This window comes from Rheinheimera sp., assembly GCF_030690345.1.
Classification (GTDB): Bacteria; Pseudomonadota; Gammaproteobacteria; order Enterobacterales; family Alteromonadaceae; genus Alishewanella.
Window position 1 is genome coordinate 265,532 of sequence record NZ_JAUYGV010000009.1, and the last position, 18,707, is coordinate 284,238.

At 50.7% G+C, this 18,707-nt stretch carries 15 protein-coding genes; 12 read left to right on the plus strand and 3 right to left on the minus strand.

Annotated features, from left to right (window positions below):
• Positions 1-59 precede the first annotated feature (59 nt).
• From Q8O77_RS19535 to dgt, 10 genes are all read left to right on the plus strand, one after another.
• Complete coding sequence (locus tag Q8O77_RS19535; protein WP_305557270.1) at positions 60-1,208, plus strand: PepSY domain-containing protein; 1,149 nt, start codon at positions 60-62, stop codon at positions 1,206-1,208.
• Positions 1,198-1,662, plus strand: coding sequence for a hypothetical protein (locus Q8O77_RS19540; protein WP_305557273.1), 465 nt, complete (start codon positions 1,198-1,200; stop codon positions 1,660-1,662). The genes Q8O77_RS19535 and Q8O77_RS19540 overlap by 11 nt, the downstream gene beginning before the upstream one ends.
• Before the next feature lie 64 nt (positions 1,663-1,726).
• Entirely contained in the window at positions 1,727-2,062 is a 336-nt protein-coding gene (locus Q8O77_RS19545) for a hypothetical protein (RefSeq protein WP_305557276.1), read from the plus strand.
• Between the two features lie 108 nt (positions 2,063-2,170).
• Entirely contained in the window at positions 2,171-3,427 is a 1,257-nt protein-coding gene (locus Q8O77_RS19550; protein ID WP_305557279.1) for a DUF2235 domain-containing protein, read from the plus strand.
• Positions 3,428-3,556: 129 nt separating this feature from the next.
• The gene (locus tag Q8O77_RS19555) at positions 3,557-5,680 is read left to right on the plus strand and encodes a TonB-dependent siderophore receptor (RefSeq protein WP_305557282.1); all 2,124 of its coding nucleotides are present in this window, start codon (positions 3,557-3,559) and stop codon (positions 5,678-5,680) included.
• A 58-nt stretch (positions 5,681-5,738) separates the two neighbouring features.
• A complete protein-coding gene (locus Q8O77_RS19560; protein ID WP_305557285.1) occupies positions 5,739-6,464 on the plus strand; it encodes an ABC transporter ATP-binding protein in 726 nt (241 codons plus the stop codon).
• A complete protein-coding gene (locus tag Q8O77_RS19565; RefSeq protein WP_305557288.1) occupies positions 6,457-7,905 on the plus strand; it encodes a DUF3526 domain-containing protein in 1,449 nt (482 codons plus the stop codon). Before Q8O77_RS19560 ends, Q8O77_RS19565 begins: the two co-directional genes overlap by 8 nt.
• A complete protein-coding gene (locus Q8O77_RS19570; RefSeq protein WP_305557291.1) occupies positions 7,902-9,149 on the plus strand; it encodes a DUF3526 domain-containing protein in 1,248 nt (415 codons plus the stop codon). Before Q8O77_RS19565 ends, Q8O77_RS19570 begins: the two co-directional genes overlap by 4 nt.
• Before the next feature lie 192 nt (positions 9,150-9,341).
• Positions 9,342-10,001 carry a hexitol phosphatase HxpB gene (hxpB, locus tag Q8O77_RS19575; RefSeq protein ID WP_305557294.1) on the plus strand — a complete coding sequence of 220 codons (660 nt, stop codon included), beginning with the start codon at positions 9,342-9,344 and terminating at the stop codon, positions 9,999-10,001.
• Positions 10,002-10,021: 20 nt separating this feature from the next.
• Entirely contained in the window at positions 10,022-11,479 is a 1,458-nt protein-coding gene (gene dgt / locus Q8O77_RS19580; protein ID WP_305557297.1) for a dGTPase, read from the plus strand.
• A gap of 54 nt (positions 11,480-11,533) precedes the next feature.
• Here dgt and Q8O77_RS19585 read toward each other — a convergent pair whose 3' ends face one another.
• Positions 11,534-13,342 carry an alpha/beta hydrolase gene (locus Q8O77_RS19585; RefSeq protein ID WP_305557300.1) on the minus strand — a complete coding sequence of 603 codons (1,809 nt, stop codon included), beginning with the start codon at positions 13,340-13,342 and terminating at the stop codon, positions 11,534-11,536.
• A gap of 107 nt (positions 13,343-13,449) precedes the next feature.
• Between Q8O77_RS19585 and Q8O77_RS19590 the strand changes: the two genes are divergently transcribed.
• Together Q8O77_RS19590 and Q8O77_RS19595 are read left to right on the plus strand one after the other, a co-directional pair.
• Positions 13,450-15,507, plus strand: coding sequence for a winged helix-turn-helix domain-containing protein (locus tag Q8O77_RS19590; protein ID WP_305557303.1), 2,058 nt, complete (start codon positions 13,450-13,452; stop codon positions 15,505-15,507).
• Between the two features lie 98 nt (positions 15,508-15,605).
• Positions 15,606-16,583 carry an aldo/keto reductase family oxidoreductase gene (locus Q8O77_RS19595; protein ID WP_305557306.1) on the plus strand — a complete coding sequence of 326 codons (978 nt, stop codon included), beginning with the start codon at positions 15,606-15,608 and terminating at the stop codon, positions 16,581-16,583.
• Positions 16,584-16,587: 4 nt separating this feature from the next.
• Here the strand turns inward: Q8O77_RS19595 and Q8O77_RS19600 are convergent, their stop codons facing one another.
• A complete protein-coding gene (locus Q8O77_RS19600; RefSeq protein ID WP_305557309.1) occupies positions 16,588-17,235 on the minus strand; it encodes a TetR family transcriptional regulator in 648 nt (215 codons plus the stop codon).
• A 2-nt stretch (positions 17,236-17,237) separates the two neighbouring features.
• Positions 17,238-18,698 (minus strand): coniferyl aldehyde dehydrogenase, encoded by a 1,461-nt coding sequence (locus tag Q8O77_RS19605; protein WP_305557312.1) that lies wholly within the window; start codon positions 18,696-18,698, stop codon positions 17,238-17,240.
• Positions 18,699-18,707 lie beyond the last annotated feature (9 nt).

An 18,707-nucleotide genomic window follows, 5' to 3' on the forward strand; every position in this document is an offset into this window, starting at 1 on the left:
AAGGATTCTTATTAACATTAATATAGTTGCCCAGAAGTCAGGTACACAGGCACAGCACTATGGCAAAGCTCAGCAATCGTTTTTGGTTTCAGTTACATGGTTGGTTTTCCCTGCCGATCTGGCTGATTTTCTGTTTTGTCTGCCTTAGCGGCACTATTGCCGTATTTAGCCATGAACTGACCTGGCTGACCAACCCGGCCTCGCGCGCCACTAACCCGGATAATCTACCGGTGAAACCGGTTGCCGAATTGGTGGCAAGGGTGCAACAAGCCTACCCAACTGCCGATGTGGGTACGGTAATGGTATTTGAGCCTTACCTGGTCAATGCGGTGATTTTTACCGATCATGATAAGCCCTATGCTATTGCTTACGTAAACCAGTACAGCGGCGAAATTCAGCAAATAAATGAAGGCATTACCTTTATTGGTTTTATGCGCAGCCTGCACGGCTGGTTGCTGTTTCCCTGGCCGGGCAGCTATAGCGTAGGTTATTACCTGGTATCGGCAATGGCGCTGGTAATGCTGGGCGCGTTAATCACCGGGCTGGTGATCTATAAAAACTTCTGGCGCAGTTTTACCCAACCGAAAATTCGTTTTAATCAGGGCAAAAAAACCATCCTGACTGACTTACACCGGCTGGCCGGCGTTTGGTCTATCTGGTTTTTAATGCTGATGAGCGCTACCGGTCTGTGGTATTTGGTGCAGGCGGTAATGTGGCATGCGGATATTGATATAGAACCGCATGCGCCGCTGGTAGCCGTAGAGCAACTGCCGGCAACGCAACAAACTCCACCGGTCAGCTTTGCCGACGCGATGCAAATTGCGCAACAGCGCTTCCCGGATTTTCGCCCCGGTTACCTGATGCTGCCCGAGCACAACCGCGGCATGTACACGCTGATGGGCGGCGGCGACCATATTTTTTATGACGAGCAATCTTACAACCTGAGCATTAACCCCTGGACCGGTGATATTGCCCACGAGAAGTCGCCGCAGTCGATGACCGCATTACAAACCGTAATGCATATTGCCGACCCGTTGCACTACGGCACCCTTGGCGGCATCTGGACCAAGGCTATTTGGTTTTTGTTTGGCTTAATTTTGTCCGGCATGTCGATCACCGGTTTTATGATTTGGGACAGCCGTACGGTAAAAGCTGTGCGTGAAAGCCGCAAAGCCGCCGCGTTGCAGGAGATTAACCATGGCGCGTAGTAACAGTTTTTGGCAGCGACACAAATACAAACTGAATGGCCTGGTGTTGGTATTACCGTTTTGGTTTTTATATCAGTCACTGACGCCCGAGTTCCCCGCAGCCTGGCCGGCACAGCAAGTGAGCGAATTTGAAATTTCGCCTATGCCGTTAAACCTGGAGCCACCCTACGCGCACCACGACGAATACGTGAAAGACTTTATGCTGATGTTCAGCAAAGGCGATATCAGCAGCATACGCCAGGGCTATTTAAATATTGGCCCTGCTGCCTTGCCTTTGGCGCAGCTGCAACAGGGCGAAGAAGGTATTTTACATGGCAGCCGCCACGGCCAGCATGTGCATGCCATAGCGCCACAGCAGTTTAGCAGCACAGATAAAATGTGGCTGACACTGCAAACCTGGCAGGGCGAAATACTCACCACCAGTTGGAGCTTACCGGCAGAGTTACTGCAGTAAATTGCCATCACCGGCCGGATGTATTAGCCTGAACGCCGGTTTACTGTAGTAAAAGGATTACCGCATGGGCGTTACAGCGATTATTTTTGCACTGGATGTGCTGTTAACGTCCTGCTGTGTCTATCTGGCCAGCCGCTTGGCCTTTGTAACGGCAGAGTTAAAAGTGCTGCTGGCAGTGGTGTTTGTTGTGTCGTTAATCTCGCTTATTCCGGTCTACGGCTGGTTACTGGCTATCGTGGCCTATATTTATCTGCTGATGCGCGCCACCAATGCCGATTTTAAAGACAGCGTCTGGATAGTGATTTTTACCAAGTTATTGTCAGCACTGCTGCTGTTGTTTCTGCACCAGGCCGGCTTGCTGGACGTCAGCATCAGCGCAGAACCAGGCGCCAGCCGCTAAACCCGCCTTACTGTACATTTTTTAACCAATCATAAGCTATACTTGAGCTCCAACTAACGCCGTTATCGCTTTGCGGGACGGTGTTGTTTTAAGCGAAGGAGCACAGCTATGGCCGTGGCAAAACGCATTATTATTTGTTGTGATGGCACCTGGAATGAGCCGGATGAAATTCCGACTAATGTGACCAAACTGGTACGCAGCATCAGACCGACGGACAGCGACGGCGTGCATCAGGTGGTGTATTACGATCAAGGCATTGGAACCGGCGATGCGATAGATAAATATATCGGCGGCGCCTTTGGCTACGGTATGGAACAAAACGTGCTGGATGCTTATCGCTTTTTGGTGCACAACTATCAGTTGGGTGATGAGCTGTACTTTTTTGGTTTCAGCCGCGGCGCCTTTACTGCCAGGGCGTTAGTTGGGCTGATTAGCAGCGTTGGTCTGATCGAAAAACACGGTTTGGATCAATTGAGAAAAGCCTATCAGTACTACCGTACCGCACCGGAAAAACGGCCGGCATCTCAGTATGACGACAATTACAAACCCGATATTCACATGGTGGGCGTATTCGATACTGTCGGCGCATTGGGGGCTCCAACCCGATTACTGGGTAAACTAACCCGGCCTTGGGTGGGCTTTTACAATACTCATATCAGCCCGATGGTAAAACACGCTTACCACGCCCTGGCGCTGGATGAGCGCCGCGAACCTTTTACACCGAACCTGTGGACCGGCAGCCTGAACGACGATCAATTTATGGAGCAATGCTGGTTTGCCGGCGTGCATTCCGACATTGGTGGTGGCTATGAAAAATGCGGACTGTCTGATATTGCCTTGCAGTGGATGTTAATTAAAGCCTGTGCATTGGGGCTGCAGTTTAATGATGATTATTTACTCACCCTGTGCCAGCCGGATCTGTATATGCAGCCGCACGACTCCTATTCCATCAGTTATAAATTGCTGGAAAAAATGGGCGCAGGTGAGCCGATGCGGCGCATTTATGGCGACCCTGCCAACCCGCCGATTAATGTCAGTATCCACGACAGCGTATATCAACGTATAGCCGAAGGCAGCTACCGGCCAAAAAACCCGGATTTCCCCGTAGCCGACAAACTGGCCGACCGGCGCAGTAAAATCCGCTATATGGCAACTGATACACCGCTGGCGCAACTGACATTAAAAGAGTTTGCCGCCAATTGTCAGCTGCTGAATTTCAGCCAGGGCGGCGGCGCCCGCATTCAATACAACGGCGAGTTGAAAAAGGGCGACAGCATCGACATTGAAAGCGAGCGCTTTGGCAAAAATACCGCGCAATGCGTGTGGAAAAAAGGCAACCAGTACGGCCTGCAGTTTGCTGCCTGATATCGCAGGCTATAACGCATTCAACGCTTAGTACCTACTTCATGTCTCAAGTTTTACGCGCCTTCGTTGCGATGAATATTGTTATGTTATAACATCAGCTAATCATTTCACCCAAGCAATGTAAAACTCATGAAAAAGCGGTTTTTATTCTCGTTACTCGCCATATCTACCAGTGCAGCAGCACAAAATACCGGCAATAATGCTATGCAACCTCAAGAGGCTAATGCCGGTATTGAGCATATTGAAGTTAAAAAACACTGGCAACCTTATCGTGGCAATGTACCACTTATTGATACACCACAAGCCATAGATCGCATTGGTGTTGATAAATTAGAAAACGAAGGCATTAGCCGTCTTAGTGACGCCTTAGACTTTTCAGCATCTATCGTTAGACAAAACAGCTCTGGTGGTATGTTTGATAGCTTTGCTATCCGCGGTTTTTCGGGCGATGAATCCAACCCAACAGGCTACTTAATCAATGGTTTTAACGTACGCGGCTACAGCGGCAACAGAAGTACGGTAAATATTGAAACCATTGAAGTGATGAAAGGGCCCGGCTCTGCGCTATACGGCCAGGGTGAGCCTGGTGGTACCATCAATGTTATTACCAAGAAACCCCTGTTTGATGAGCAGGGTTACCTTCAGGCAACAGTAGGAAATTACAACAAGAAAGTACTGGAATTTGACTACAGCAACGGCCTTAACGATGCCAGCGCTTACCGTATTACGGGTAGTTATGAAGATTCTGATACACACCGGGATCATGTTTTCTTTAAGAATCTGAACTTAAACCCATCTTTTATCTGGAATATTTCTGACCAGACCAGTCTCAGTTACGAGATGGAAATTCTTGAGCAGGAAAAACCACTGGATCGCGGTGTTTATATTTTAGATAACGATTTCGACGCAGCCAGTCCTGAAGATTTTTATGGTGATCTTCGGGACCGTGCCCATGAAGTGAAAGCCCTTGGTCATCAAGTGATCTTAAATCATACTCTGAGTCAGGATTGGCACCTTTTAACCGGTTTTGCCTACAGAGATTCATCAATGAAGGGGCAATCTTCAGATACAGAGCTATCAGATGGCAGACAGTTGCTGTTAACTGATCCTAATCGTTTATCAAGACAACGCAGAGAGCGCGATTATCAGGCACGGGATCTATCTTTACGTTTTGAGTTAAGTGGTAACACCGAACTTGCAGGTTTTGTTAACAATGTATTGGTCGGCCTGGATTATTACAACTATCACCTGGACACTGATTACAGATTGTGGCGAACAGCTTGGGGAGCGGGCGATACAACCTATAGCATTGACCCGAATAATCCTGATTACACCATCTTTCGCCCGGACGTGTTACCGACAACACTGACGAATGAAAAACAGCAAGGCTTAGGTTTTTATGCGCAGGACTTAATTGAACTGACAGAGAAAACGAAGTTACTACTCGGGTTTCGCGTAGATCGGTTTGAGCAAGATATTTTCAATAGAGTCAGTGAAATATCTCAAAGTCAGGACAAAACACAGTTTACACCACGGGCCGGCTTTGTTTATCAAATTAACGACAGTGTGAATTTGTACACCAGTTATGCTGAAGGCTTCAGACCAAACCCGGGGCTGGATTCTGACAGAAATGCCTTTGCTCCTGAAGAAACCACCTCTTTTGAAATCGGTGCTAAATGGCAAAATCTCGCCGGACGTTTCTCAGGTAGTGCTGCTATTTTCGATGCAGAAAAAACCAATATGTTAACGGCTGTACCAAACACCAATTTTTCAGCAACTTTAGGTGAAGTAGCAAGCCAGGGAATTGAATTTCAACTGACGACCAGCCTGACGACAAGCACCAGTATCGACCTGGGCTATGCCTACGTTGACGCAAAAACAGCTAAAGACGCAACCAATCTTGATTGGGGTGTGCCTATTCCTAAAGGCTCGCGGTTAATAAACATCGCTAAACACTCTGGCTATATCTCTGTGAACCACTTTGCTCAGGTATTAGCGAAAGACGCTTTTTTTGCTGTAACGGTACGCCACGTTGGTGACCGCGTGGGTGAAACAACAGATGCGAACTACATTTTGCCTGCGTACACCTTGGTTAACCTGGCAGCGTCTGTCGATTTGAGCCAACAGCTTAGCCTGAAGTTTGATGTAAACAACCTGTTTAATGAAGCGTACATTGAGAACTCGTACCATAAGTTATGGAACCTTCCGGGCTCGCCGGTAAACTACAGTGTTAGTGTGAAATATCAGTTCTGAAGTTAAGGCTTCCCCCACTACATGTAATATTTTTTATTGAATTTCGGGATGATTTAAAATGCAGGAACTGGTTATAAGTGCTTCAAATTTATGCGTTAACGTAAAAGAAAAGCAAATATTGAAGAATGTTTCCTTTAGTGCCCGGAAAGGCGAAGTTATGGCGCTGCTGGGCGGTAATGGCGCAGGTAAATCTACAACCATTAAAACCTTTCTTGGTCTTATGACGCCATCATCCGGCTCTGTGTCATTGGCAGGGGTTAATGTGCACCAGCAACCGGATGTCGTTCGGCAAAAAGTCGCTTACTTGCCGGAGTCTGTCATGTTGTACGGCCATTTAACGGCAGTTGAAAATATAAAATATTTTTTATCATTGTCTGGCAAGCAGAAAACATCTGGCGATATTGCTGAAGCTTTACAGCGTGTTGCATTGCAGGAAGCATCCTGGAATTCAGCACTGGCGGGTTATTCAAAAGGCATGCGGCAAAAGACCGCCATTGCCCTGGCATTGCTGCGTGAAGCACCCATTTTGTTTTTAGATGAACCCACATCTGGCCTGGACCCTGTTGCTATTGATGATTTCAACCGTTTAGTAAAACAGTTGGCTGCGCAGGGCTCTACTATTTTTATGGTAACCCACGATGTTTATGGCGCCTGTCATGTAGCTGACCGCATTGGCTTACTGCATAACGGAGAAATTGTTGGCATGTTCGACGCGCCCGAACACGGCAATATCGACTCTGAGGTCGTACACAAAGCGTTCACTGCAGGGGCGCGGAATGAGTAGCGCTGCAATGAGCAGTACTGTAATGGCAATCGCCAGAGACGAGTGGCGCTACTGGCGACGTTCCAGTTTGGCGCAAACCGTGTTGCTGATTGCGCTGGTGCTGGCAATTGCCTCGGTTTGGGTAACGCAAGCCGCCATTACGGCAACGGCTGAAAAGCGTCAGCATATGCAATCTGAGGCGAAGCAGGTGTTTGAGGCACAACCAGACCGCCATCCCCACCGGATGATCCACTATGGTCATTATTTATTTCGTGCTCCGCCGCCTTTAAGTGCGTTAGATCCGGGTATCGATGCGTTTACCGGTAATGCCATTTTTCTTGAAGGGCACCAGCAAAACAGCGCGACCTTTGCCGGGCAAAAGCAAAGCAGTGGCTTAAACTGGCTCGGTAAACTCACCCCGGCCTATGTCATGCAAGTACTCACCCCGCTGCTGCTCATTGTACTGGGCTTCGGTGTTATGACCCGTGAGCGTGAGGCCGGCACCTTAGATTTTCTTAAGGTGCAGGGGGTGTCAGCGCTAACGCTTATGCTGGGTAAAGCTGTGGCGCTGGCCGGTGCGGGCCTGTTAATACTTGCCCCGCTTGTTGTGGGGGCACTGCTGACGCTGTTAAACGGTGCTGCGGTGTTACCTGTGGTGGCTTTTGTAATTGCCTATCTGCTGTATTTGGCTATTTGGTGCGGCATCGTGCTGGCCGTTTCTGCTCTGGCATCCGCTAACAGCACCAGCTTTAGTGGCTTAATGGCTGTTTGGATCCTCATGTGTCTTATCCTGCCCAGAATTGCCGGCAACACTGCCAGTGTTGCTCTGGCCTCGCAGGGGAAACTGGAAACCGATTTTGCTGTGCTACAAAGTATTCGTAACACAGGGGACGGGCACAATGCTAACGATCCTGCTTTTAAAGCGCTTAAAGACAATCTTTTAGCGCAATATAATGTTGCGACAGTGGAAGAGCTACCGGTTAATTTCAGAGGCGTGGTATCACGCTATTCAGAGGCGCATCATACGGAAGTGTTGAACAAATTTGCCGAACGAAAAATGCAAAGCGAGCAAGCTCAGGCTGATATTGCCCGCAAATTTGGCTGGTTGTCACCCGCTATTGCGATCCAGACTGCCTCGATGAAGCTTGCCGGTACCGATTTGGAAAACTACCAGCGTTTCCTGCGCGAGGCAGAAACAATACGCTATGACTTTGTGCAATCGCTGAATACGCTGCACGCTGAAGGGCTTAGCTACGCGCAAGATGCAAACAGATATAGCAGCCAACAAGCGCAGAAAGAGGCGACTGTCAGCTCAGCTAACTGGCAAATACTGGATGATTTTCATTTTACACCGTTAGCGCCAAAGCAACTGTTTGCCAACAGTCTTATGGCGTTGTTACAGCTATTTTGTGCCATGGCTGTCGTGTTGGGATTTATTTTATTCGCAGGTAAACGTATATGAGTTGGTTAGACATTTGCCGTGAAAGCCGATTTGTTTTACGCAAGAAGAGCATAGCTTTAGTGCTTTTGGTTGGTTTTTTACTGGCTTTATTTTCTGTGTGGACCGGCAGCGTGGAAGTCGCGCAGCAACATGCCACCATAGAGCGTATGCAAAAAGCAGATCAACAGGATCAAGCCGATGTAACAAAACGCTACGATGATTATGGCTCCCTTGCTTATTATACTTTTCACCTGACTTATGCGCCGCCATCTTCACTGGCCTTTGCCGCTTTAGGCGTACGTGATGTTTATCCATGGAAGCATCGTATCCGTATGCTGGCACTTGAAGGGCAAATTCATGAGTCCGATACCCAAAACCCTGAGCTGGCACTGGTTGGCCGTATTGATTTTACTTTTGTTATCGCCGTTATTGCGCCCTTACTGCTTATATTGTTACTGCATGATTTGCGGGCCAGCGAGCGGGCTGCCGGCCGGTTAGACTTTTTATCTATTACTGCGCGCACGGCGTATAGCTTGTGGCCGTTACGGGCCGTAGTTGTTTTACTAACGCTGTGGCTAGCGCTTATGCTGCCTTTTATCGCCGGCGCTATATTTAATGGCGTCTCTGCCGGGTTAATGCTGTCGGTTATAGCCATAGCACTGGTTTATATTCTGCTGTGGGCATTACTGTGTTATTGGGTGGCACGTTTTAGCTTTTCTGCCCCGGTACTGGCCTCGTTTTTAATCGGCTTTTGGTTATTAACCACCTTTATTATTCCTGCTGTCGCCAATGTCGCGATTGATAAAGGCTTTCATGGCCCGCAAGGCGGCGATATTCTGCTGACCCAGCGTGAAGCGGTAAATGATGCCTGGGATATTCCTATTGAAACAACCATGCACGCTTTTGTGGTATCTCATCCTGAGTGGGCTGGCAAAACCCAGGTAAAATCGCTGTTTGAATGGAAATGGTATTACGCCTTTCAGCAATTGGGGGATGAAGCGGCCTGGCCATTAGCGCAAGCTTATCAGCAAACCGCAGAAGATAAATATCGGGCGGCTGGTTGTGTAGCATGGTTATCACCGGCAACCTTACTGCAAAGAACCCTTACCGATTGGGCGCAAACAGACGCGAAAGCGGCCTGGCGCTATGAACAAAAAGTAAGAGATTTTCACGCTCAACTGCGTCATTTTTATTATCCGCTGCTGTTCAGCGACGATAAATACCACGCAGAAGCCCCGGACGCACAGCCTGTCTTTAACCCCTAAGGTTTAGAGGCTGGCAGCACTTAGTTTAATGTTAAGTAAAGCACAGGTTTGTTTATGTTATCGGTATAGCTTTCCCACAATCTTGGCAAAGATTCAGTAGCGGTGGTACCCCGGCAAAAAGGTTGGCTGTAGCAGCAAAGTAAATTACTGCATGTTATGCTGCTGCTTTAGCGTAGCAAATCCGGAGGCGCGGTGTTTCAGGCAGTTATTTTCGATATGGACGGTGTGCTGATCGACTCTGAGCCGTTATGGCATCAGGCCGAGCAGGCCATTCTGGGCGGCTTGGGGGTGGATTTCACTAAACCACCGCAGTTGCAAAGCACCGGGTTGACTACCGCCAGCGTGGTTGCGCATTGGTATCAGCATCAGCCCTGGCCAACGCTTACACCACTGCAGGTAGAGCAACAGATTATTCAGTTTGTTGCCAACGGCGTAAGGCAAGGCGGTGTGGCCAAAACCGGTTTGCCTGCACTGCTACAGCAACTGGAGCAAGCGGCGCTAAAAATCGCCGTGGCCACTAACTCGCCGCAACTGCTGCTTGATACCACCTTGCAGCGACTGAATATCGCGCATTATTTCCATGCCCGTTGCCATATAGAGCTGGTAACACAGGGTAAACCGGCGCCGGATATTTACCTGTTAGCCGCAGAAAAGCTGGGCGTAGCACCGCGGCATTGTTTAGTGTTCGAAGACTCCTTTGCCGGCGTTACTGCCGCTAAAGCCGCCGGCATGACAGTGGTTGCGATACCGGCCGCGCATGAATGGCAGCACAGCAAATTTGATATCGCCGATCATAAAATCCGCTGCTTTACTGAGTTTGACTACCGGCAACTGCCGGCATTGCTCAGCTGAGCATAACCTGAGACTAAGCTATGGATTTTCGCAATAAAATCAAAGCAGATCGCGTACTGCAAAGCCGCAGCGGCGATTTACACAGCGCGCTGGAAAGTGACCGGGGCCGCATTATTAACTCGGCAGCAGTACGACGCTTACAACAAAAAACCCAGGTATTTCCGCTGGAGCGCAATGCTGCCGTGCGCAGCCGCTTAACACACTCGTTGGAAGTGCAGCAAAGCGGCCGTTTTATTGTGCAATCCATATTCCGCTTGTTATCAGATGCAGAGCAAGCAGAGTATGGCTTAACCGGGCTGGAGCGGCCCATCGAATCGCTGGTAGAAATGGCCTGCCTGCTGCACGATGTCGGTAACCCGCCGTTTGGCCACAGTGGCGAAAGTGCCATCAATGCCTGGTTTAGTACAACGTTGCCGACACTGACCGCACAGCATCAGCTGCAGGATAACGCTTTATGGCAGACACTGTGCATCGAGCTGGCCCGGTTTGAAGGCAACGCCCAGGCCATACGGCTGGTACACAGCCTGCAGCGGATGAACCTGACCTACTCGCAAATTGCCTGTATTTTAAAATACACCCGCCAGGGCACTGCCGCCAAACCGGATAACAGCCACAGTCAAAGCTATTTACAGAAGAAACCCGGTTACTATTACTCCGAGCAAAAATTAGTTGAGGCCCTGTGGCAGGAAATGCAAACCGCCGCGCATTGCCGCCATCCGCTGACCTATATTATGGAAGCCGCCGACGATATTTCTTACTGTCTGGCAGATCTTGAAGATGCGGTAGAAAAAGGCCTGCTGAGCTTAACTGAACTGGCGCAGCAGCTTAATACCACCTTTGTTGAGCTGGAACCGCAAAGCCGGTTAATCAGCACTCACAGTGGTGCCAGCGAGAGCTTTGCCGCCCTGGTAAAGGCCGCGCTGGATAAGGCGACGGATGAACCGATTAACAAAACCTCAGAGTTTTTTATTAAGTTGCGCGTAGGCATGATCCACCCGTTGGTGCGCCATGCGGCGCAGCAGTTTATCAGTAACATCGACGCGGTATATCACGGCACTCTGAACCGCGCTTTGCTGGAAGATAGCAGCCAGTACCATGCCATTACCAGCACCTTTAAGCAGGTTGCCCGCCAGTTTGTGTTTAACCAGCCCGAGGTAGAAACACTGGAGTTGCAAGGTTTTCGCATTATTGCCGGTTTGCTTAGCAGCTATCAGCCACTGTTGCTGTTGTCGCGCGCTGAATTTGCCGCGGTGTTGCAAAACCAGGCCTACCATCTAGCCCAACAGCAACGGCTGGCGCATCGCTTGCCAAATAAGCATGTCGCGGCATACCAGTTAGCCGTGGCGGATATGGCCGCGAGCGATAACGCCCCGGAGCTGTATTATCGCTGTCGTTTGCTGCAGGACTTTATCAGCGGCATGACCGACCATTTTGCGTTCGACGAGTACCAAACCCTGGTTAACTGCCACAGCCAATAAGAAGCATCCGGCTGTGAGCCGGATGCATGAGTTGCTGCCTTATGGTTACATTGATTACGGTAATTGTAATTGCCCGAACAGCCAATCCAGCGCCTGCTTTATTTGCTCTGGTTGCTGCACCGGTACTAAGTGATCACTGTTACTCAGAGCAATATATTGACCGTTAGATAACGAAGCCTGCTCTGCACTCCAGGCACTGCCTTCCTGTTGCCACAGACGCAGTGCTTCAGCCAGTTCAGGTTCATCCTCTTGCACTGAATCTATCTGCTGCTGTTCAAAATCACTGTCAATCACACTGATCGGTATTGCTGAAAGCATTGGTAAGGCGGCATAGCCGTCAAGGTCTGCAATATAACCGGCAATTTCTATGGCCCGGGCCTGTTGCTGAGGAATAAGTAAGCGTTGCTGTATAATTTGTTCAAAGTAGCTCCAGTCCAGTTGCACATTATGCTGTGCCACTAACTGCTGCACTTCCTGATATTCAACATTGAGCTTATCTTTGGTTCTTTCTGTCCAGTTACCGGCAGCAAGGTGGGGCAGCAAAGCCGGTAAGTTCGCCAGATACCAATCTGCAGGGTAACCCTGATACAAACTTAGCGAATGCGGCAACGGAATGTCGGGATCAATATACAACATGGCTTTAATATCAAACTGCTGCTGATGCTGCTGATAAAACCAGCGCGCACTGATACTGCTGCTGGAAAAGCTGACCAACGCCAGTTGTGTTTCCTGTAACTGTTGTAGCACTGCCGCCAGATCATCAGCAAAACGGCGGTAAGACAGCTCGTCCGCTTTGCTGCTATAAGCATTGCCCAACCGGTCGATGCTGTAGACCCGATACTGCTGTGCCAACAGTGGCTGCAGCGCGGCAAACCAAGCGCTGTCGCTATGATAGTTATAATTCGGCCCGGCCAACAGCACTACAGCTGGTCCCGGATTGTCCAGCCCCATAGCACGGACATGAAACTGCCCCTGCTCAGTGGTTACCAGTTTTGAATGCTCAGGTAACTCCGGCTGATCCAGTTCCGCAAAAAATGTCATGATCCGACGGCTGGTATCAAAACCGGTAAACTGCCAGTTATGCCCGCCATCCTCTACGCTATACAACTGGAACTTTTGCGTACCATTATGGTAACTGGTCAGGTTGGTATCTGGTGCTACCGACGCTTTGTGCAATGCATAAGGTAATGCGCCGTTTTTTTCCGCCATTAAGGCAATAGCATCCGGTGAGCTGATCAGACCGAAATTATTGTGCTCCACACCTGTATAAGGCAGAACGGTGTCCGCGGTGCCATGTATCATCATCAGCGATACCGCAGCCTCAGGCGAACAATCCGATGCCAGCTGGGTTGACATCGATGCGGCCACCACAGCAACAGCTTTGAATAGATGAGGCAGATTACAGGCCAAATTCTGTACGAATAACCCGCCCTGAGAATAGCCTGCGGCATATACTTCACCCGGCGTCACAGTGTAACGGTTGCTGATATCGGCAATCATATCGGCGGTAAAGCCTAAGTCATCTGCGCCCAGACGATGAGCAATGTTGCAGTTACAGCCTTCATTCCATTCTACCTGCTCAGAATCCGGATAAGCGACAATATAGTCATCACTCATTTGCTCAAAATGACTGAGTGACTGCATCCCATTACCACTGCCCCCGGAAGGATGAAATGCCAGCAATAATTTATAACTATTTGCCGGCTGATACTGTTGTGGCAGCGCCAGCCAGTAGCTACGGCTACCCAGCTCTACCTGCTGTAGCTGCTGAGCAGAGTCCTGCTGCTTATCAGAAGACTGGCAGGCCGTCAGGCCAATCAGCAGCGTTATTGCCCAGCCTATTGTTTTTATTTGTTGTTTCATATTAATGTCCTGTTAACCTGAATGCCGGCCAAGCTTACGCCTGCAATACAGTTTTGCCGCGGCCTTCGAGCTGATGTTTATATGATGAAAAGCTTACCGGACCCGAAATGAACCCAGAGATAAATACCGAGCACACAGCAAGCTGGCAGTTAGGACGCATAATTTACGAAAGCCAGAATCGTCAGTTGCAACAGGGTGAACAACAACTGTACCTGGAGCCACGCCAACATAAATTGTTGTTGGTGTTACTACAACATGCGTCTCAGGTAGTCAGCCGCGAGCAACTTATCAGCAGCGTCTGGGATGGCCGTATAGTCAGCGAGGGAGCTATCAACCGCGCGGTGTCGATGCTGCGAAAAGCCTTTGCCAGCCTCGATCCACAGACAAACTACATTGAAACATTGCCTAAGCTCGGTTACCGCTTGCTGCCGGCAGCAACTATTATCGCCACGGGCTTACCCGCCTCCCGCCCGGCTGCCACCGGAGCCATTCCACACCAACGCTGGTTTAGGCTGAGCGGGTTGGCAATATTGTTATGCAGCCTGGCGGCCTGGTTTCTGCTTAGCAAAACGCTGCCGTCGCTTAGCGCCGGTAATGCAGAGCCGCACACCGGCTTTAACGGCCGGGAAAGCCAGCTTAGCAGCAACCTCGCAGCAACTGCGTTGTTGTACCAGCGTCAAACTGCTAATGGGAACTATCAAATCTGGCTCAATACGTTGGCGGATAGCCAACACCACCAATTGACCAAGGATAACGAAGACAGCCGTTATCCGGCGTTAAGCCCTGACGGCAGCCAGTTTGCCTTTGTGCGCTACACGGCCGGCAACAAGTGCCAACTGGTGCTGCAGCAAATAACCATGCCGGCGCTTATTACAACTGAAGATAACCGCCGCGTATTACACCAATGCCCGGCAGATAACGATCCGCAGCTAAGTTGGCAAGCCGACGGTCAGGCGTTGTTTTTCCGCCAGCGGCCCGACAAAACCCAACCTTATCAGTTGCACCGGCTGAGTATGGGTAGCGGAGTTTTACACCAGTTAACATTAATGCCAACCAATTATTCCGGCCTTGGTGATGTTGCCCTGGCACCATCAGCTACCCCAGGTAAGTTGGCACTACTGCGTTATATTTCAACCAACGCCAGTGAACTTCAGATACTGAACAGCAACAGCGGCGAAATTATGCATACACAACCACTGCCGGTTCGGGCTAATGCGCTGGCTTGGTATAGCGATACCATGTTGCTGCTCAGCGCTGGCCAGACCCTGTACCAATATCATATTGCCGATGCCAGCCTCAGCCCCTTGTATCACGCTGCCGACCCTATCAACTCGTTTGTCGTCGCCGGTAACTCATTGTATTTCAGCAGCACTGAGCTGAGCGCCGATATCTGGCAGACTGACAGCCAGGGGACCCAAGCGGTGCGCATTAACAGCTCGCGGCTGGATACCATGCCGCGTCTGTCGCATGACGCTACACAGCTGGCTTTTCTCAGCACCCGCCATGGCCACGAGCAGTTGTGGCTGCAACAACCGGACGGCACCGAGCGGTTGCTGACTGAGCTGCCCGGACAGCCAGGTTTTATCCGGCCGGAGTGGTCGGCAGATGACAAACAGTTGCTGTTCAGCAAAGACGGTGCCGCCTACAGCGTGAACATTGCCAATGCTAAGTTGCAAACGCTGCTGACAGCAGATAAACAGGTTGGCGTGGTAAATTGGGGGCCAGACAGCAATAGCCTGCTGTACAGCAGCCAGCGCGATGGCGACTGGCAGTTATGGCTGTATGACATACTCAGCAAGACAGAGAAAAAACTGACGCAGCAGGGAGGCTATAGCGGCCGTATTTGGCAGGGAGGATTATATTTCAGCAAGTTTCATCACGACGGTCTGTGGTACAAGGATTTACGTTCCGGCAACGAACAGTTGCTGCTGGCACAGTTTGACAAGATAAACTGGCTGAACTGGCATATTGATCAGGGACAATTGTATTACTACACGCCCGGCCAGGGTATTTACCGGCTGAACCCGGCAAACGGCGACAATACACTGCACCTGACTGAGCCCGGCCGGTTTATCCGGCATTTCAACGTGCGCCACAACCAGACAGTGTTTGTGCGTCACAACGGGGTCCAGGGCGATATTTATCGTTTGCCGCTGTCGCGTTAGAGCGGATTCGTTGCTGTTGCAATACAAATTTGGCACACTCAGCCCCACCATACCGGCCTGACGACAGGTCGTGTTGCCTTACTACTGCAGGAATTATTATGTCCGATAACAAGTATCCACTGGCGCATTACGTCAACCACAATAGTGCGTTGATATTCGGCTGTATGAGTTTAGGCGGTGGCTGGAGCCGCGAGCCGACCAGCAACGCTGATATACAGCAGGCACATACGGTGATCGATGCCGCGCTGGACGCCGGTATTTGCCTGTTCGACCATGCTGATATTTATACCCACGGCAAAGCCGAGCAAGTATTTGGCAAGGTGCTGCAACAGCGGCCACAGCTGCGTGAGCAAATCAGCCTGCAATCTAAATGCGGCATTCGCTTTGCTGATGCCAATACTCCGCAGCGCTATGATTTCTCGTCCGGCTGGATATTGCAGTCGGTGGATAATATTTTATCGCGGCTTAACATTGAGCAGCTGGATGTGCTGTTGTTACACCGGCCGGACCCTTTGATGCAACCGGAAGAAGTGGCAGCAGCTTTTGCGCAGTTGCAACAGGCCGGTAAGGTAAAGCACTTTGGTGTATCGAATATGCAACAGCACCAAATGGCGCTGTTGCAAGATGCATTGGCCACGCCATTGGTGGCCAATCAGCTGGAGCTGAGCTTAAGCCATCTGGCCTGGCTGGATGAGGGCACCACGGCCGGTTGCAGCGGCGAGCCGGGCGTTAACTTTGGCAGCGGCACTATCGAATACTGCCGGCGTAACAAGGTACAGTTGCAAGCCTGGGGCAGCTTAAGCCAGGGCTTGTTCAGCGGCAAAGATGTGACTGATGCAGCGGCAAATATTCGTGTTACGGCTGACCTGGTGGCGCAACTGGCGGCAGAATATCAGGTAAGCAAGGAGGCCATAGTATTAGCCTGGCTAATGCGCCACCCGGCCAATATTCAGCCGGTAATCGGCACCACTAATATTCAGCGTATTAACGCCTGTACTCAGGCCACCAGGGTGCAGCTAAGCCGTGAACATTGGTATGCGCTGTATCTGGCCGCGCGCGGCCGCGCTTTACCCTAGTGGTTTATTCTTGTGCAGCGCCCCACCATAACCGGCACAGCGCCGCGGTCAGCTCAGCAGTAAAATCCCACTGCAATTGCGCCAGCCCGGCTTGCTGCAACAACGTTTGCACCGCAGCGGGCAGCTGCGTACTTTGATACAGGCCCAGGGTTAACGCATAGCTGTGCAACAGAAGCTGGCTGGCGCTGGCCGGGCTTAACTGCGTAAAACGCACTGCCAGTTTGCCGCCCAGCGTATCCAGCGCCTGAGCCAATTGCTGCTTAAACGCCAACAACTGCGGCTGCGGCAGGTTTTGCTCCAGCACAGCGTTTAGCAGTGCCAGCAGCGGCAGCAAGGTTGCCGACTGTTGCAGCAGTTTAAGGTAACCATCGGCGAACGGCTCTGCCGCCTCTGACAACGGCTGCGGCAGCTGCTCAATCAACCGTTCCAGCGCTGTGAACAACTCTGCAAAGTCTTGCGTTAACAGGGCAAGAAAAATCTGCTCTTTACTCTGAAAATAGCGGTACACGGTGCCCTTAGCCAGCCCGGTGTCGGCGGCAATATCGGCAACCGCCGGTAAACGTTGTTGCTGTAAAAACAAGCGCCGCGCCGAAGCAATAAAGTCGGCGCGCCGCTGTTGTTTGGCCTCTGCGCTGATAGCATTTTGCTTCATACTCAGCCCTTAAATTTGATCAGCCAGTCGGTCAGTTTATGCGCGAACTTGCCGTATGGCGGCAGTAGCATGCTAACGCTGTTATAAGCGCCCTGGTAAAACACCGGCCGCAGTTTACTAAAGGTTAAAAAGCCCTCATAGCCGTGATAATGCCCCATACCGCTTTGGCCAATGCCGCCAAACGGCAAGTCGTGCTGGCCAACATGCAAAATGGCGTGGTTAACTGTCACACCGCCGGACATCACCTGCTCCAGGTAAAGCTGTTGCAGCGTTTTATCATACGTAAAGGGGTAAAAAGCCAACGGCCGGGGCTTACTGTTAATGTAGCTAATCACCTCAGCGGCCGCGCTATAGCTTTTTACCGGCAGCAGCGGGCCAAAAATTTCGCGCTGCATTACCAGCATGTCGTCAGTGACATTAAACAGCAACGTAAGCGGAAATTTGCGCAGCGCCTTGTCCGGCGTTTGGCCCGGCATCAGGTTTACTGCGGTGGCGCCTTTAGCAACGGCATCGTCCAGCGTTTGTTGTAAGCGGTTGTAGGAGCGGTCGTCGATGATGGCGGTGTAGTCGTTATGGTTGATATCGGGGTAGTACTGTGCCACCAACTTACGCGCCAATTCTGTGAACGGCTGCTCGCTGCCGTGCGGTAAAAACAGGTAATCAACATTGGTGCAAATTTGGCCGGCATTAAATGCCTTGGCCCACAAAATACGCTCAGCAGCTTTGGCCAGCGGAAAATCCGGCGCCACCACTGCCGGCGATTTACCGCCCAGCTCCAGCGTTACCGGCGTCAGGTTTTTCGCCGCATTGGCCATTACCGCGCGGCCGGTTTGTGCTGAGCCGGTAAAGAACAAATGGTCAAACGGCTGGGCCGAAAATGCCGCGCCGCTGCCGCCCTGATCGGCAAAAATCTGCAGTTTGTCGGCGGGGAAATACTGCGGTACAAGTTTAATCAGCAACTGCGCCAGCTGTTCAGAGTTTTCTGACATTTTCACCATAGCGCGGTTGCCGGCAGCAAAAATTGCCACCAATGGCGAGAGTGACAACATAATCGGGAAGTTCCACGGCACTATAACGCCGACCACGCCCAATGGCTGTGGCAGCACCTTACAGCCGGAGGTCGGAAACAACAAACGGTCAATATGGCGTTTTTGTGGCTTCAACCATTTTTTCAGCTGCTTTTTCGTGCGGGTAATATCTTCCAGCACCATTAAAATTTCCGAAAAGCGCGTTTCAAAGCGGCAGCGGCTGCCATAATCGGCATTAACTGCGTCAACTAAAGCCGTCTCGTTGTCGCGAACTAACGCCTTTAGTGCATCTAAGTCTGCCAACCGCTGTTGCAGCGCCGGTACCGGGTTAGCATGGTACGCCAAACGTTGCAGCGCCAGACAATCGGCGAACGGTGCAAAAGCCGGGTGCTGTGTTGATGTATCTGCAACGGTATCGGACGGAGTATGGTGCATAGCTAACCT

Coding starts and splice junctions, on each gene's coding strand:
- Q8O77_RS19535 (WP_305557270.1), top strand. CDS start 60: ATGGCAAAGCTCAGCAATCGTTTTTGGTTTCAGTTACATGGTTGGTTT.
- Q8O77_RS19540 (WP_305557273.1), top strand. CDS start 1,198: ATGGCGCGTAGTAACAGTTTTTGGCAGCGACACAAATACAAACTGAAT.
- Q8O77_RS19545 (WP_305557276.1), top strand. CDS start 1,727: ATGGGCGTTACAGCGATTATTTTTGCACTGGATGTGCTGTTAACGTCC.
- Q8O77_RS19550 (WP_305557279.1), top strand. CDS start 2,171: ATGGCCGTGGCAAAACGCATTATTATTTGTTGTGATGGCACCTGGAAT.
- Q8O77_RS19555 (WP_305557282.1), top strand. CDS start 3,557: ATGAAAAAGCGGTTTTTATTCTCGTTACTCGCCATATCTACCAGTGCA.
- Q8O77_RS19560 (WP_305557285.1), top strand. CDS start 5,739: ATGCAGGAACTGGTTATAAGTGCTTCAAATTTATGCGTTAACGTAAAA.
- Q8O77_RS19565 (WP_305557288.1), top strand. CDS start 6,457: ATGAGTAGCGCTGCAATGAGCAGTACTGTAATGGCAATCGCCAGAGAC.
- Q8O77_RS19570 (WP_305557291.1), top strand. CDS start 7,902: ATGAGTTGGTTAGACATTTGCCGTGAAAGCCGATTTGTTTTACGCAAG.
- dgt (WP_305557297.1), top strand. CDS start 10,022: ATGGATTTTCGCAATAAAATCAAAGCAGATCGCGTACTGCAAAGCCGC.
- Q8O77_RS19585 (WP_305557300.1), bottom strand. CDS start 13,342: ATGAAACAACAAATAAAAACAATAGGCTGGGCAATAACGCTGCTGATT.
- Q8O77_RS19590 (WP_305557303.1), top strand. CDS start 13,450: ATGAACCCAGAGATAAATACCGAGCACACAGCAAGCTGGCAGTTAGGA.
- Q8O77_RS19595 (WP_305557306.1), top strand. CDS start 15,606: ATGTCCGATAACAAGTATCCACTGGCGCATTACGTCAACCACAATAGT.
- Q8O77_RS19600 (WP_305557309.1), bottom strand. CDS start 17,235: ATGAAGCAAAATGCTATCAGCGCAGAGGCCAAACAACAGCGGCGCGCC.
- Q8O77_RS19605 (WP_305557312.1), bottom strand. CDS start 18,698: ATGCACCATACTCCGTCCGATACCGTTGCAGATACATCAACACAGCAC.